Origin of the sequence: Capsulimonas sp. (assembly GCF_039929585.1) — a bacterium.
Taxonomy (GTDB): domain Bacteria; phylum Armatimonadota; class Armatimonadia; order Armatimonadales; family Capsulimonadaceae; genus Capsulimonas.
Genome location: NZ_JBDSQY010000337.1, coordinates 1 through 15,738 on the forward strand (window position 1 = coordinate 1; position 15,738 = coordinate 15,738).

Sequence of the window (15,738 nt, forward strand, 5' to 3'; positions counted from 1 at the left end):
GAGAGTTCGGCCCCTCCGCCCCAATTCTGGGGAACCAGAGTATGATGTATCCATTCGCCAATCTCTTGACATCGTCTGAAACCCAAGTGCGAAGCAACGTTTGGCCTATATACTTTGGATATCCCTCTCCTCCGGGAGAGGGAACGAGGGTGAGGGCCTAAATCCCCGGCGGCAGCAGCCCGTACCCTACCCCGCGCCGTGTCTCCAGCAAGGACGCCGTGATTGGCGGGAGCTTGGCGCGCAGCCTTCGGATATGAATATCCACGGTGCGCTCGCCGCCGTCGAAGTCCACTCCCCAAACCATATCCAGCAGACGGTCGCGCGCGAAGAACTTCCCCCGGTGCGTTCCTAAAAATCTCAGCAGATCGTACTCACGCGGCGTCAATGGCAGGACACGCCCTTCCGGGTCCATCGCGCGTCCGCCGGCGAGGTCCAGCGTGAGGTCCGCCAGGGACAGCGTGTCACCCGACAGCACGTGCCGCTTACGGAACAGCAGAAGATCAATGCGGGCCAGCGCTTCGCGGGGCGTATAGGGCGGCAGGATAAAATCGTCCACGGCGGCGATCCAGTCCGGCTGCGACAGATGGCGTGCGTCGAGCAGCGCGAGGCACGCGGGCCTCGGCATGTCGTCGCCCCACGCCTGCTGAAGCAAGCGAATGACGTGGCGGATCGCCAGACAGTCGTAAGTTGTGGAAAGGTCGGCGAGAAGGACATCCGGCGGACGGCCTGCAAACGCGCGGCAAAGTGCGTCAATGGCGTCGGACCCACGGTCCATGGAGGAGCGGAAGACGATGTGCCCAGCCTCCGTCAGCACCTCCGCGATCGGGGTGGACGGTCCGCCAAGCTCCATCGGAGCATATACCAGTATGTTCTGCATGCTGCGTGTCGGTTTCCCTGGGAAATCCAACCGCGTCACTGCGGTTCTTCACTGGATCGGACATCGGACACTCCGAGCGCGCGCCGGGAGATAGGAAATTATAGCACATTGTGGGATGTGGGAACTAGTATCACTGACGACAGGGCTCTTGGCGTGGGGCTGCCTAACCCCCCATCGAGCTAAAGCTCGATTTCCCCCTTCCCTGCGAGCCGCTTCGCGGTGGGAAGTGGGTGCTGATCACTTGGGGCGACATGGTTCTTGACACAGTCAACAAAGAAGAGACGGCGGATTTGGCGTCTGGTCCGCAGACCTCACGCCAAGAGCCATGTCGTCAGTAATTACTAGCTCCCACTTCCCACTGCGGAGCAGCTTGCAGGGAAGGGGGGAACGTCGCTTTAGCGGCGTGGGGGGTTAGGCCACCTCCACCCAAATATCTCCCTCTTCCGTCATCCGCGCGGGGTACGTCGTCAGGCCGCAGTCGCCCAGCACGGGCTGTCCTGTGCTGAGGTCGAACTTCCAGGCGTGCAGGGGACAGGCCAGGATGTTCCCGCCCATCAAGCCGTCCACGAGCGGACCGGCGCGGTGGGGGCAAAGCGGCTGCGTGGCGTAAACGCCGCCATTGCGGGACCGGAAGACGGCGATTTTGGTTTCGCCGATGAGAAATTCGCGCCCTTCGCCAATCGGAATCTGTGACGCCGGGCCGAGGCAGTATTCGTTGGGGATCAATGTGTTCATGTGATTACCTAAGAGATTACGCAGTGACCATCGGAAGGGTCGTTATGAACTGATTGGGCGAAACGGGCTGCTCGGCTTCGAGCCACGGGTCGACATAGTCGTCCACGGATTTCTGCATTGCGGCGTCGAGACGGGCGGCGATCCCCTCGCTGTCGTTCACGACGACGTCGCGGATCTTGTCGAGGCCGACGCGCGGGACGAAGCCGTAGGTGCGCTCCAGCCATTTGGCGTTCTCGCGGTAATACTGCATGAAGCGGCCGATGATCATCAGGACTTCTTCGTGGCTCTCGCAGACGCAGAGCAGGTCGCCCTTGCGAACGTGCGCTCCGGCGGCGCCGCCGATGTAAATCTCCCACTTGCCGCCTTCGACCGCGACCGCGCCCACATCCTTGACCATCGCTTCGGAACAGTTGCGCGGGCAGCCAGCGGTCGCCAGTTTCATCTTGCCCGGGCTTTCGATCCCGGCGAAGCGCGATTCGATGGCGATGCCGAGCGCCGTGCTGTCGCCGACACCAAAGCGGCAAAGCTCCGTGCCGATACAGGTCTTGACCGTGCGGAACGATTTACCGTAGGCGTGGCCCGAGGGCATGCCCAGGTCCTTCCACATTTTCGGCAGATCTTCCTTGCGGACGCCGACAAGGTCGATCCGCTGGCCGCCGGTCACTTTCACCATCGGGACATTGTACTTGTCGGCGGCGTCCGCGATCTTGCGCAGCTGGTCGGCGGTCGTCACGCCGCCTTTGATTTGGGGCACCACCGAAAACGTTCCGTCCTTTTGGATGTTAGCGTGTACGCGGTCGTTGATAAATCGCGCGTCGCGCTCTTCGGCGTAGTCCGCGCCCCAGACGGTGCTGAGAAGCGACGACAGCGCCATCTTGCTGCCGACTTCCTCCACGCCGCCCGCCAGCGTGTCGAAGATCGCCGAAACGCTCTTGAGGTTCTGCTCCTTGATCGCCGCGACTAGCTCGGGCTTCGGCAGCGGAACGCCGGGCACATAGTAATGGACCGAAGGATCTTCTTCGACTTTTCCGTCACAGACCCACTCGACGACGTCTTTCACCAGCGCCTTGCACGAGCCGCAGCCCATGCCGGCGCGTGTCGACTCCATGACCATCTTGAGAGAACGCTTGCCGCCCTCGACACATTTGCGGATCTGCCCCTTGCTCACGCCGTTGCAGTTACAAATCTGCGTGGCGTCCGGCATCTCCAGTAGGGAGGTCGATGCGGGCGGCAGGCCAAGGTCGAACAGCAGCGAGGTTCGGTCGTCCGGCAGGTTCGTCCCATGATCGAAGTGCTGCATCAAGGGCGCGGCCTTGGAGGCGTCGCCCAGCAAAATGGCGCCGATCAACTGGTCGTCACGCACAATCAGCTTCTTGTAAATCCCGCGTTTGGGCTCGGCGAAATGCAGCACTTCATCCGTGGGATACTGAGGCTCGGTGACGCCCATCGACGCCAGCTCGACCCCCATGACCTTCAGCTTTGTCGCGAGCTTCGATCCATGGTACTCCGCTTTCGGATTGGCTCCGGTCAGCACATCGGCCAGCACGCGGCCCTGCTCCCAGAGCGGCGCTACCAGACCATAGACGCGGCCCCGGTGCTGCGCGCACTCGCCGACCACGAAGATGTCGGGATCATCCACCGATCGCATCTGATCGTCCGTCACGATCGCGCGCTCCACGGTCATGCCGCACTCGCGGCCGATCTCGGAGTTCGGACGGATGCCGGCGGAGATCACCACCATGTCACACGCCAGCTCCTCGCCGTCTTTGAAGGCAAGCCCCGTCACGCTGTCGTCACCCAAAATTGCCGAGGTGGATTTGCCCAGATGGACATGAACGCCCATCTTCTCCATTGTGTTGCGCAGAATGGCGCCTGCCTGCGCGTCCAGCTGGTTCTCCATCAGATGCGAGCCCAGATGGACGACATGCACTTCGACGCCGTAGTTGATCAGGCCGCGCGCGGCTTCCAGGCCCAGCAGTCCGCCGCCGATCACGGCAGCGCGGGCGCACTTGGTGGCGTATCCGGCGATCTTATGACAGTCGTCGATAGTTCGGAACACATAAACGCCGTGCTTGTCCGTCCCATCTTCGTTCATCAATCCCTGAACCGGAGGAACGAAGGCGCGGCTTCCGGTGGCGATAATTAGTTTATCGTAGGAAGTCACCGCGCCGTTCGTGTCGATCACGCACTTGGCCGCCCGGTCGATCTCAGAAATCCGAACGCCGGCGTGCAGGTTGATATTGTTCTCGGCGTACCACTCCAGAGGATTTAAGAAAATCTCTTTGGCGTCCTGCGAACCGTTCAAAACATTGGAAAGAAGAATGCGGTTGTAGTTGCCGTACGGCTCATCGCCGAACATCACGATCTCGAACTGATCCGCGCCCCCACGGGCCAGGATCTCCTCGACCGTACGCGCGCCTGCCATGCCGTTCCCGATCACAACTAATTTCTGCTTGGTGTTCATCCTGCGTGCCTTTCGCCTGTCCGGCGCCCGGTCTCGTCGCCCTGATGGGGGCGGCGTCTCGAAAAGAGTGAGGCTGTACGAAGGAGTAAAGCTCCGGCGGGGAGCGCCTCGTCAGCCAGCGTCGCCGGCCGCTCGAATCGAGCAGACCGACTTGCATGAGTGAGGGCGACATTGCCGGGAAGTGGGGCTTCAGTGCAGAGTGTTCAAGGCCATCGCAACACTGCGAACGGCTTAACAGTCATAGTATAGAACGGTAATGTTTCCGCCATGTTTCCACAAAAAACACTTTACTTTGGAGACATGGATTGCCGAACGGCTTTGTTCAGTGACGACGGTATCGTACACCACTCGCTGCCCCAGCCGATCTCACCGGTCTCGGGAATATAGTCGTAGTATCGAGGATAGTCAATGCGATCATCTTGAATAACAATACGAACCTTAGCGCCGTGCGCTTGCCCATGCGCTTGGTGGTGAAACCCTCCTGATTGACGCAGCATCGTGACAGCCTCGGGATGTCCGAGACCCCAATACGTCCAGTCAGGCGCATACCCCTGAAACTTCACTTGACGCGAATTGTGCACGGAATACATCAACGTGTGCGGCCGATGGGACGGCATCAGCCAATTCAAACGCAACAGGATAATGAAAACAATGGTTGTCCAGAGCGCCGCGTGAGCCGTTTTGAATATTACCGTGCTTCTCTTCAAGTGAGCGCCTTGGAATGGTCGTTATGGATTGACTGGTGTGCTAGGAGCCACTCAGTTTTGACAATCATTCGCAGACGCCGTTTCCGGCGCCCTAGCTATCATACCAAGGTTACATATTGTTTTACGCGCCCGCGATTAGATTTCCACCAATCCCAGGTCGACAACAAGCGTTCCTGCCGTTTCTTCCGGTCCGGCAACGAAGAGTTCGATCACGGTTCCCGGCGTGAGATCCTCGATTACGGCAAGGGCGACGTGCATATCGCCCTTCGCGCCGATGGGAAAGAGACGCATCGGTTTGCCGTCGCGCATCAGCGCGAGATAGACCATCGCGGACGTGGAGTTGCCGGCGCGCAGGTAGACGGGCTGCACGCGCTTGCCGGTGGGAACGGTGTAAGAAAGTTCGCTGCTCAGCAGCGTTGGGTTCTGGTAACCATGACCCTGGAATGTGTAGACGCCTTGCAGCAGTCGGGGCTGTGAATACATAGGTGCTCCTTTTTCGATAATAGTGGAAATACGAAAGAGGCCGGCAGTTTCAACCGCCGGCCTCTTCCGTATTTATTGCGTTAGAGACTACGCGACTTCCGCGCCAACCAGAACGCGCTCCTGGGCCGGGGCGGTCGGGGTCGAAGCGCCGTGGGCGACGCCGCCTTCGCCGAGCCAGCTCTTGGTCCAGCCGGGAGCGACGACCCGCAGGACGATGAACGCGACCACCGCGATGGCGGCGAAGGCGTAGAAGCCCGAGGCGTAGGTGCCGGTGATGTCGTGCAGGTGTCCGAGGGCGAAGTTCAGATAGTAACCGCCCACGCCGCCCGCCGCGCCGACCAGACCGGTCATGACGCCGATCTCTTTCTTGAAGCGCTGCGGAACGAGCTGGAAGACCGAGCCGTTGCCCATGCCGAGCGCCGCCATCATCACGAACAGCAGGACTTCAGCGACCGGGAAGTTGCCGATCGCAAGCCCCACACCGACCGCCATCACGATCACTGTGGCGTAGAGAACAGTCAGCATTCGAATGCCGCCAAGGCGGTCCGCCAACGCGCCGCCGATGGGGCGGACCAGAGAGCCGGCCAGAATGAACGGCGCGGTCCAGAGACCGACTGTCGCCTTCGGAGCGTCATACTGATCGACGAAGAACGTGTTGAAGAAGCTGGACATTCCGACGAAGCCGCCGAAGGTGACAAAGTACAGGATACAGAAGTACCAGGCGTCGGGCTTAGCGAGAACCGCCGCATAATCGGCGGCGCGGGCCGGGCGAACCTGTCCCGGAGGATCCTTGGCGAGCAGGGCGAAGGTGACCAGAGTAATGGCGACCGGGATCATCAGGAAACCGAACACTTCATGCCAGCCATAGGCTTTGGCGAGCATCGGAGCGAATAGCGTGGCGAGAACCGTTCCCGAGTTGCCGGCGCCGGCGATGCCCATCGCCAGTCCCTGAAGGTGAGGCGGATACCACCGCGAGGCGAGCGGCAGCGCCACGGCGAAGGATGCGCCGGCCAGTCCTAAGAAAAACGCGACGAATACGAGTGAATTGTACGAAGTCGCCATCTGGAAACCGACGGCCAGCGGCAGCAGCGTGAAGAACATGGAGGCGACGCCGACGCGCTTGGAGCCGAAGCGGTCCGCGAGAACGCCCAGCAGGATGCGCCAGAAGCCGGCCGCGAGCAGCGGGATGCCGACCAGAAGCAGCTTGGTGGACGCCGGATACCCGTTCGCGATCGGCTGGAACGTCTTACCAGCCTTCGCCAGCGCCGCGGCGGGCTTGAGAGCGATCACGTTCTCGTTCGGGTTGCCATGCGCTCCGGGAGCGACTTCGATATGGATGAGCTTGGAAGTCGCGTTCACCGCGGCGATGGTCGCGGGGTTCGCGTTGTCCACCACGAACTTCTCGACGGGTTTGACGCTTGCCTTGGTGGCGACACCGGGCGCGCCGGGTTTGATCAGCAGGTTGTAAACGTTCTTCGGCTGATCGGCCGCGAGTTTCGGATTCTGCTTGACGGTCTGCGGCCCCTTGATCAGCATCGTATACTGTTCGCCGGTCTGTACCTGCGCGGTGGGCGTCACCTGGAGGTTCTGCCCGGTGAGGGATGGGTCGGTCATGATAAAGGGCATGAGCGCCCCTAAAATCACCCACACCATGAAGGAAATATCGAAGTGCAGGAAGGCGCTGAAGAGCGACGGGGCGTGCCCGCTTTGTTTCAAATCACTGAGTTTCACGAAGTCTTCTCCTCTCGCAAACGGTCTTGAGGCTGGGAGCCCATGGGAGGGTTTCGCGGGAAGAAGAACTTCCGGCGCTCCGCCAGCAACTCAAATATCGGGACTCATGGAATTGGACCATGGGTCGGTATCTTAAGTGTTGGCGACAGTGCCGAAGGGGTGCGTCAAATCTGACGGGGAATTGAACCGCGGCGACAATGCCGCTGTTCGTCTCGTGAGTGTAGTATGGGGGAGGGATGTTTCGGGAATGTTTCGGGCAGAAATGTTTTTCCGAAGAAAAACAGATTGAGAAAAACGAACTTGTTAGCGGCTCAGCGCTCTGAATACTTTACTCGAAGCGCCGCGACATATCCCAGGATCAAGCCACACGCAAATATGCCTAGGAAAGCTACTGGCGGCAGCCGTGAGCCAGCGAGAAGCGCGCAGAAGCCGACGAGACTCAAAGTGAAACCGGCGATTAGTGCGTAGGAGGCTCCCAACGGGGAAGCACGACGTCGCTTAGCTTCTATAGATCGGTAAATGCTGAACTCAAGCGCGCCGGTCCCGAGCATCGCCACAATGACCATGATGATTGTGAGACTCGTGGAGATCATGGGCTTTCCCTAAAACACGCCAAGCCGAACATCAGTCCTCCCGTGGGACGACCGATGTTCGAATTTTATCTCATCAGCCCGAAGTTTAGAACTTGACCTGAAGTTCACTGATGAACAGGCCGACCTTCTCGGGATCGACGGCGCCGGGGGCGTGGGCGACCTTATTGGGTTTGGTGTACCACAGGCGCAGTCGGGTCGCTTTGTCGAGGCTGTAGAGGACGCCGTAGCCGAGGTTCTTGTCGGTGTACGAGCTGTCGCTGCCGGTTCCACTCTTGGCGCGGTTGAACTCGTCGTAGTTGAGCGCAAGGGTCAGCGGATGCGCGCCGGCGGGGCTGAAGGTGTAGCCGCCCAGCACGTAATAGCCCTCGATCTTGTTGCCGGGAGCGAACTGGTTCGACGTCAAGGCCAGAGCGCCCTGGGTCGCGCCGTTGAAGAAGGTGCGCTGCTCGAACTTGCCTTCCACATACTCGCCGTTCAGGAAGATGTTGGCGGTCGGGGCGAACTGCACGTCCGCTCCCGTCAGCTCTTTTTTGCGCGACGTATATGCCGTCCCCGTGTTGGCGAAGTCCGGAACGTGGCCGTTGTAGTAGGAGACGCCAACGCCCAGCTTCTTGTCCGTAGTTTGATAAGCGGCCCGGTAGACCTGGTCCAGCTGGCGATCGGTATCATTGCTCGTGTGGCCGGTTCCGTTGATTAAGGCGGCTGTCAGGCGCAGGTTGGCGTTTCCGCCGCTCAGCTGTACGCCCCGATCGTAATCCTGGCTGGCGAACAAGCCCTGGCCGCCTTCATTGAAGGCAAGCGGGCGCTCGCCCTGGATAAACGTCGCGGCGGGCGACGGTAGAATGTATCCGAAAGGGTTGGCGAACATACCGGCGGTCATGGTGAGGTTTTTCACGGGGTTGCCGTCGCCGAAGGTATAGGCGACGTTTCCTTCACGGATTGAAACCGCAGCGCTGCCGGCGTTCGAAACTCCGGAGGCGTCGAACTGGATGGTGTACTTGGTGTTCGGCGTCACCTGCCCGGTCAGCTTGAGGCGCGAGCGGCGGATCACGAACGATGCGCCGTTGGAGTTGGCGGCGTAGTCGCCGTTATACGGGCTGCTGCCCGGAGCCTTACCGCGTGGGTACAGCAGATGATCCGTTCCGGTGTCGCGGCTGCCGCTATCGGCGGCGAAGTAACGCGCCTGGATATAACCGCCGATCTGGAATTTGCGCTTCGCGCCCACACCATAGGAGTTATTCGCGGTGTCCTGGGCCTTGTTGGCGATCTCCTTGGTGTCCAGCACGTCCTGCCGCAGGTCTTCGACCTGGCCGCGCAGGGTCGTGATATCTGTCTGGGCCTTCGCGACGTCGGCCTGGATCGCGGTCAGTTCGGTCTTGAAGCTGTCGACCAGGACCTGGATCTTGTTCAAATCGTCCTGAGTCACACTGGTCGTCGGCGCCGCGCCACTCTTCATGTCGGCGATCGTCTGCAAAAGGCGATCGACAACGCTGGCGAACTCGTAGCGCGTCAGCGCCCGGTTGCCCAGAAACTGGCCGTTGGGGTAGCCCTTGACCAGCCCCTTGTCCGCCAGGCTCTGAACCGCCGAGTACGCCCAATGGTTGTCCGGAACGTCCGGGAACGTTGCGGCCTGGGCCTGCGCGGGCTGTGAACCCATTGCCAAAACTCCGCCAAGCGCCAATGCGGAAATCCCAATTAACGTATGCACTGTCCTTCGTTGATGCAAATCCTTATCCCCTTTATGTGAGTCTACGCGACGTTCAAACGTCGTCTGATGGTCGTCCAGCGGTGGCCGTTAGGACTTCGTTGTCAAGAACCAAACAATTCACTAGTCATTCACTAGCATTACCAATTATTCCATGGTTCGTCATGCTTTTCCAATACTCACGGCGCAAATCTTAAACTCCGGCATGCGTGATGTCGGGTCCAGCGCATCATTGGTGAGCAGGTTCGCGCGTCCCTTGCCCGCCCAGTGGAACGGCACGAACACGGTGTCCTGCCGGATCGACGGCGTCAGCCGCGCCTTGGCTTCCGCGGCTCCCCGGCGGGTGGCGAGACGGACCATGTCCCCGTCGGCGATGCCGAAGCGTCGGGCGAGCGACGGGTGGATCTCGACGAACGCCTCGGGCGCATTGGCGCGCAGCTTCTCAACCCGGCGCGTCTGCGTCCCGGACTGGTACTGCGCCATCACGCGCCCCGTGGTCAGGTAGACCGGGTACTCGTCGTCGGGTTCCTCGGCGGCGGCCTTATGCGCGATGGGGTAGAACTTCGCCCGGCCGTCGTCGGTAGCGAACTTGTCTAAAAACATACGCGGCGTGCCGGGATGCCCTTCGGAGGGACAGGGCCAGAACACTCCGTCCTGCGCGGCGATCCGCTCGTAGGAGATGCCGGCGTAGTCCGCCGCGCCGCCGGCGCTGGCGCGGCGCAGCTCTTCAAAGATCTCCCGAGGGCGCTCGGTGAAATACTGTCCCGCCCCGAGACGGTCGGCGAGAGCCTTCAAAATCTGGGCGTCGCTGCGCACGCCCGGCGGCGGGTCCATCGCACGGCGACGCAGCAGCACACGGCCTTCGAGGTTGGTCATCGTCCCCTCTTCCTCCGCCCACTGCGTCACCGGCAGCACGACATCGGCGCGCTCCGCCGTTTCCGAGAGAAAGATATCCGAGACGACTAAGAAATCGAGCGCGTCCAGCCGCTCCTCGATATGGCTCGAACGCGGCGCGGAGACGACCACGTTGGAAGCCGCCACCATCAGAGCGCGGACGCCGCCAGGCGTTCCCAGCGTGTCCAGCAATTCATAAGCCGAGCGCCCCGGCCCAGGAATGGAGGCTTCCTCCACGCCCCAAACACCGGCGATATAGGCGCGGTGCGCGGGGTTGTCGATCTTGCGGTATCCGGGCAGTTGATCGGCCTTTTGCCCATGCTCACGCCCGCCCTGGCCGTTCCCCTGCCCCGTCAAACAGCCGTAGCCGCAATGCGGCTTGCCGGCCTTGCCTAAGGCTAGCGCCAGATTGATAAACGCCTGGACATTCTCCACGCCCTTGCTTTGCTGCTCGGCGCCGCGCGCCGTCAGCACCATCGCCGTCGCGGCCTCGCCCATCAGATGCGCCGCTTTGGTGAGATCCTTGACGGGGACGCCGGTGATGCGCTCGACCCGATCCGGCCAGTAGGAGGCGATCACACGACGCACGGCCTCGAACCCGGTCGTGCGCGCTTCGATGAAATCATGATCGAGCAGACCGTCGGCCATCGCGATGTGCAGCAGTCCGTTGGCGAGCGCGCCGTCGGTTCCCGGCGTGAGCTGCAGGAACACGGCGGCGTTCTGCGCGGTCGGGGTGCGCCTCGGATCGGCGACGATCAAATGGCCGCCCCGATTGCGATGCTCCTCGAAATACTGCATGATCGGCGGCATCGTCTCGGCGGGGTTGCTTCCAATGAGAAGTATCGTCTCTGCACCGGGGATGTCTTCCAGTGGGAACGGCAATCCTCGGTCGATCCCAAAGGCTTTGATCCCGGCGGCCGCCGCCGAGGACATGCAAAACCGCCCGTTATAGTCGATGTTCGACGTGCGCAGGGCGACGCGGGCGAACTTGCCCAGCATATACGCCTTTTCATTGGTGAGACCGCCGCCGCCAAAGATCCCCACCGAGTCCAGTCCGTACTTCTGCTGCGCGAGTCGTATTTCCGTCACGATCCGGTCCAGCGCTTCGTCCCAATCACACGGACGCAGTTCGTCACCCTTGCGATCCCGGATGTACGGCGAGGTCAGCCGATCAGGGTGCAAAAGCAAGTCCGTGCTGGTCCAGCCCTTTTGACAGAGCCCACCTTTGTTGGTGGGAAAGTCCGGCCGGGCGGCGACCGTGAGCGGTTCACCCGCGTCCGAGACGAGGTTCATGCCGCATTGCAGGGCGCAGTAAGGACAGTGTGTGGCGGTGGCGGACGACATCGTTACGATTGCTCCTCGGCGTCGATCTCGATCAAGCCCACATCCAGCACCACCGTCCCGGTCAGGCCGCGCGGCGCGGCGAGCCGCACTTCGATCAGAGCGCCGGCCGGATGGTCCTCCACGATCGCGAGCGGCACGTGGTTGTCGGACTTGGGGCCGACTGGGAAGTAGCGCACAGGCGTCCCGTTGACGGAGATCGCGAGATACAGGATATCGTCGGACAGGTTTCCGGCCCGGAAGTAATGCAGCTGGGCAATTTTCCCCTTGGGCACGGTATACGAAAGGGCCTCATTCAGAGGTCCAAGATCGAAGACGCCGCGTCCGGCGAAGGGGTACACGCCCTGCAAAAAGCGCGGCGTGGCGCGCTGGGTGCGCAGCAGCAGCTGGGTTCGGGTTTCGCTGATGACGACCGGTGGTTCCGACTGCGTCGAAGTGAAGCTCATGAGGTGACAGACGCCTTTCCGTTGATAACCGGATGATACCGCGCTGGGGCGGAATACACAAGTAATCGGGAGGGCGACACTGCCGGGGTAGCTTGGGAGTAGAGAGAGTGAAGCAAGCGCGGCGTCCTCGCCGTCCGCTTCCTTCGATCATCAGGATACCGGGCTCGTGTTTCGGAACTGTTTCGGGGCGTAAAAATAAATAAAAAATATATTTTAAATTTATTTCGAAACTCTTTAGCAAATTTTATCGCACAGCCGATATAATAGTTGTACGGCCCGGGGAGACGTCACGAGACTTCCTGGAACACCCGCCGCACCCAATTACCCGAAAGGAGCCGCACCCGTGAAAATCGCAACTATTCAGTTTGCAAATATTAGTATGGTCCTGGTACTCACTGTACCAGAGACCGGACACACGCCGTTCGCCTCGTTTCGGCTGCCGTCTGCCTAACCCGCTCCCCTGTCCGCGACAGTAAGTTTGTCTCGGTCCCCCTTGAAGCCGGTTTTTCCAGATAGCGCCGACGAGAGCCAACCGCCCAGCCCGTGGAGTTTCCACGATCAGGCTAACTCTTGTTTTTTGTTATTTGGAGAAGATTTTGGTTTCCAGTTATTCCTATGACCGCGCTCGCTACGGCGACCGCGAAGCCCGAGAGGCCCTTGTGGCCCGCCTACGACCGCGCATGGCCAAGATGGCCGCGCACTACGCCCGCTGCACCAATGAAAACGCGGACGATCTGCTCCAGGAAGCCTGGGTCGGATTGCTCGACGCCCTGACGCAAATCGATATCTCGATCGGGGATTCCGATCAGTATCTGCTCAAGCACGCCCGGTGGCGCTTGCTCGACGCCGTCAAGCGATGGCGCCGACGCCGCTGCGAATTGCTGGAGGACGAACAGGTCGCCGCCATTCCATCGTCGATGGACTGGAACGACGTGCAGACGGACCTGAGCATCCGCGCTTTCACGGGCGGCCTCAAGCCCACCCAGCAGGCGGTCCTGAAGTCCCTGCTGCGCGGCATGACCTGGCGCGAAGCCGGCGATGAGCTCGGCTGCTCCAGCGCCAACGTTGCGTACCACGTCAAGCAGATCCAGCGGCAGTACCAGGAATGGAGCGCCGCCGGATAATGCATACGCCCGACAACACGATGACCGACACGCAGCACAGCCTGCATTTGCGACACGCCGCAGATGCAGGCTGTTTTGTTTTTGCTGCTCCGAGGAACTCTTTCCCCACAAGCAAACTCTAAGATCGCTTTGAGCGTTCAAAATATTTTTCGCGTCGCCGGGCCTTACCTTTAGCGGGAGAAAGTATGGCGGCGATAAGGTATTTGAGAGCGCTCTCAAATACCTTGAAGGGAGACGAAAATGTACAACACACTCGCCTCCGGAGCGGGCAGCCTGTAAAGGCGAACTCCGGCAAAAGAGCAGCCGCCAGGACCCAAAGGCCCTGGCGGCTGTTATTTTTGGTGAATGTGATTAGAAACCGTCCGCCGAGTTCGCCTGCTCCGCCGCAAGCATGTTGGCGAGGTTGTTATTGCCGGGGAGCGTGTTGGCCACGTTCCACATGTTGACGGTCGAGGTCAGCGTCGCTGTCGGCTTCATGGATTTGGCGTGACCATCCGCGAACACGAAGTTGGTCTGGCCGGTATGGCCCTGCATGCGCATATCGTTCGTGTTATCCCAGAATTCCGGATCGGCGCGCGGAACCCCAGTGTTGCTAGCAGAACGCGTCTCTCCGATAAGAATGGTCGTCGCAGACGCGACAAGCTGCGCGAGGGAGGTCGGGGCGGGCATGGCGTTGCCGTTGAACGGGGTGTAATATCCCATCGCGACTTTACCGCCGTAGAAGTTTGTCGAGTTGAAGACATCGTCGCCGCCAACGGCGACATAAGAAATCGGGATCGCTGGAAAGCTTCCATTCGGAGCGGGAGTATTGTTGATGTTTTTGCTGCCTCCTGGATTATCAGGACACTTGAATAGCTGCGCGCTCTTGACGTATGGGTAAATGGCGCCCTGCCAAGGCGTGACAGGCGCGGCGTCAATGCGCGCGTAGGGCAGGTTCTCATCGTTATCCTGCGTGTACTGCATGATTCCGAGACCAATCTGCTTCAGATTGGAGACACAGGAGATCTGGCGGGCCTTCTCGCGCGCTTTGGCGAAGACCGGGAAGAGGATCGCGGCAAGTATTGCGATAATTGCGATGACGACGAGCAGTTCAATCAGTGTAAAACCGCGCTGTTCTTTGCGCGCTTTAAAAATTCCGTGAGCGTTCATTGTTTTCTCCATAAGACCGTTGAGAAGGGATAATTGTTTATTGCTTTTCCGGCGCCTTCTCTCGCCAAGATGGCATTTTCTCGAATTACTTCACGCCCCGGCGGCGCGCAAAAATGGCTTCCACATCCGCGTCGGCGTCCACTGGAGACGCCCCTGTCCGGACCAGCAGCGGAACCGGAAGGACATAGACCTGCTGCGGCAGATCGCCGGATTCGATCCCGTCCAGCAGTGTTTCACAGGCGGTTTCCCCAAGATTCTCAAAATCCGGGGCAGTCGTCACGAACGCCGGCTGAAACCGGCGGGCCGCGACGCGGTTGTCGAAGCCGGCCACCAAGACATCGTCGGGGACGCGTACGCCCCGTGCGGCGAGTTGATCGGTCATCGACAGCGCCGCCATATCGTCCATGGCGATGATTGCATCTGGGGGTTCCGGCAGAGAAAACCATTCATCCAAGATCGGCCCAAGATCGAAGCCAAAATTGTTAGATTGATCGCGGTGAACCAGCTGTGAATCCACTGGCAGTCCAAATTCCCTCAGCGCTCCGAGGTAACCCTGATAGCGCGCATCCAGGCCGGGATGGTGCATATCTTCCTGATAGAATGCAAGACCGATGCGCCGCCGTCCCTGCTCCAGCAGCCAGTTCGTGATCTGCGCTCCGGCGCGCCGATTATCGAAAATGATCTGCGTGTGCCCCTGATCGCGAGTACAGGTATCGACCAGAACGAGAGGGACGCCTAGATCCTCGGTGCGAAGATACTCTTTCTCCTGAAGGGAGCCGTGGCGCAGCGCCGGATAGATAATCATGCCCTGCGCTCCAGCGGCAATCATCTCCCCCGCCGCTGCCCGCTCGTGCTCCATACTGTCGCCGGAGCTGGCCATCAGCACGCGCCAGCCTCGCCGCTGCGCGACGCGGTCGATACCAGAAAACACGTCTTGCGACAGTTCCGCTCCGTACAGAGGGGCAATATATCCGATAATCGCGCGCTGAGACGCCGAAGCTTGCTCGGGGTCGGCCGGCCCAGGAAGGGCAAACATGCCACGCCCCTGCTCTTTGACCAGCACGCCTTCCGCCGCCAGGGACGCCAGCGCCTTGCTGATCGTCGGACGACTCACCCCGTACTGCTCCTGAAGCTCGTTGAGAGTCGGCATCCGCTCCAGACCTCGGTCGGATTGCGGCAAGCACCAATCCTTCCGAATCTGCTCTTTAATACGAAGATATAGCGGCTCAAACTCCATCGCGCAAATCACTCCTCCAGAATCCCCTCAAATCGATAAAACCGATGCACTGGATTGCTGTTGGACTTATTATAGTACAGCGTCACGCGTGAGTCAAGAACTATTTTAGAAAACCGATCAGCACAAACAGCCAATCGGTTTTACCGATTAATAAAAAACGCGCTGATCGCCTTCCATTTGAGTGAAGGCGCTTCGTCAGGCGATAGAGAATATGTTTCGGTATCTTTGATGAGGAGAGAATACAACTAATGA

Annotated in this window: 12 protein-coding genes; 1 reads left to right on the forward strand and 11 read right to left on the reverse strand. The window is 60.2% G+C overall.

The features are described 5' to 3' along the window. Positions 1-157 precede the first annotated feature (157 nt). The 9 genes from ABIZ35_RS25475 to ABIZ35_RS25515 all read right to left on the reverse strand — a co-directional run bounded on the left by ABIZ35_RS25475 (position 158) and on the right by ABIZ35_RS25515 (position 11,976). Positions 158-877 carry a response regulator transcription factor gene (locus ABIZ35_RS25475; RefSeq protein WP_348222748.1) on the reverse strand — a complete coding sequence of 240 codons (720 nt, stop codon included), beginning with the start codon at positions 875-877 and terminating at the stop codon, positions 158-160. Positions 878-1,288: 411 nt separating this feature from the next. Further along, complete coding sequence (locus tag ABIZ35_RS25480) at positions 1,289-1,612, reverse strand: Rieske (2Fe-2S) protein (protein WP_348222749.1); 324 nt, start codon at positions 1,610-1,612, stop codon at positions 1,289-1,291. 16 nt (positions 1,613-1,628) lie between these two features. Continuing rightward, positions 1,629-4,076, reverse strand: a complete 2,448-nt coding sequence (gene nirB, locus ABIZ35_RS25485; protein ID WP_348222750.1) for a nitrite reductase large subunit NirB — start codon at positions 4,074-4,076, stop codon at positions 1,629-1,631. 287 nt (positions 4,077-4,363) lie between these two features. After that, complete coding sequence (locus ABIZ35_RS25490; protein WP_348222751.1) at positions 4,364-4,693, reverse strand: hypothetical protein; 330 nt, start codon at positions 4,691-4,693, stop codon at positions 4,364-4,366. Between the two features lie 225 nt (positions 4,694-4,918). Continuing rightward, the gene (locus ABIZ35_RS25495) at positions 4,919-5,266 is read right to left on the reverse strand and encodes a molybdopterin oxidoreductase (protein WP_348222752.1); all 348 of its coding nucleotides are present in this window, start codon (positions 5,264-5,266) and stop codon (positions 4,919-4,921) included. Positions 5,267-5,353: 87 nt separating this feature from the next. Then, positions 5,354-6,892: an MFS transporter gene (locus ABIZ35_RS25500; RefSeq protein WP_348222759.1), complete on the reverse strand. Its 1,539-nt coding sequence runs from the start codon at positions 6,890-6,892 to the stop codon at positions 5,354-5,356. 783 nt (positions 6,893-7,675) lie between these two features. Then, positions 7,676-9,247, reverse strand: a complete 1,572-nt coding sequence (locus ABIZ35_RS25505) for a porin (RefSeq protein WP_348222753.1) — start codon at positions 9,245-9,247, stop codon at positions 7,676-7,678. 210 nt (positions 9,248-9,457) lie between these two features. Further along, a complete protein-coding gene (locus ABIZ35_RS25510) occupies positions 9,458-11,533 on the reverse strand; it encodes a molybdopterin oxidoreductase family protein (protein WP_348222754.1) in 2,076 nt (691 codons plus the stop codon). 2 nt (positions 11,534-11,535) lie between these two features. Then, positions 11,536-11,976, reverse strand: coding sequence for a molybdopterin oxidoreductase (locus ABIZ35_RS25515; protein ID WP_348222755.1), 441 nt, complete (start codon positions 11,974-11,976; stop codon positions 11,536-11,538). Between the two features lie 596 nt (positions 11,977-12,572). Here ABIZ35_RS25515 and ABIZ35_RS25520 point away from each other — a divergent pair. Continuing rightward, positions 12,573-13,100: a sigma-70 family RNA polymerase sigma factor gene (locus ABIZ35_RS25520; RefSeq protein WP_348222756.1), complete on the forward strand. Its 528-nt coding sequence runs from the start codon at positions 12,573-12,575 to the stop codon at positions 13,098-13,100. Positions 13,101-13,451: 351 nt separating this feature from the next. Here ABIZ35_RS25520 and ABIZ35_RS25525 read toward each other — a convergent pair whose 3' ends face one another. Together ABIZ35_RS25525 and ABIZ35_RS25530 are read right to left on the reverse strand one after the other, a co-directional pair. Beyond that, entirely contained in the window at positions 13,452-14,249 is a 798-nt protein-coding gene (locus ABIZ35_RS25525) for a DUF1559 domain-containing protein (protein ID WP_348222757.1), read from the reverse strand. 85 nt (positions 14,250-14,334) lie between these two features. Beyond that, positions 14,335-15,429, reverse strand: coding sequence for a GntR family transcriptional regulator (locus ABIZ35_RS25530; protein ID WP_348222758.1), 1,095 nt, complete (start codon positions 15,427-15,429; stop codon positions 14,335-14,337). Positions 15,430-15,738: the final 309 nt, after the last annotated feature.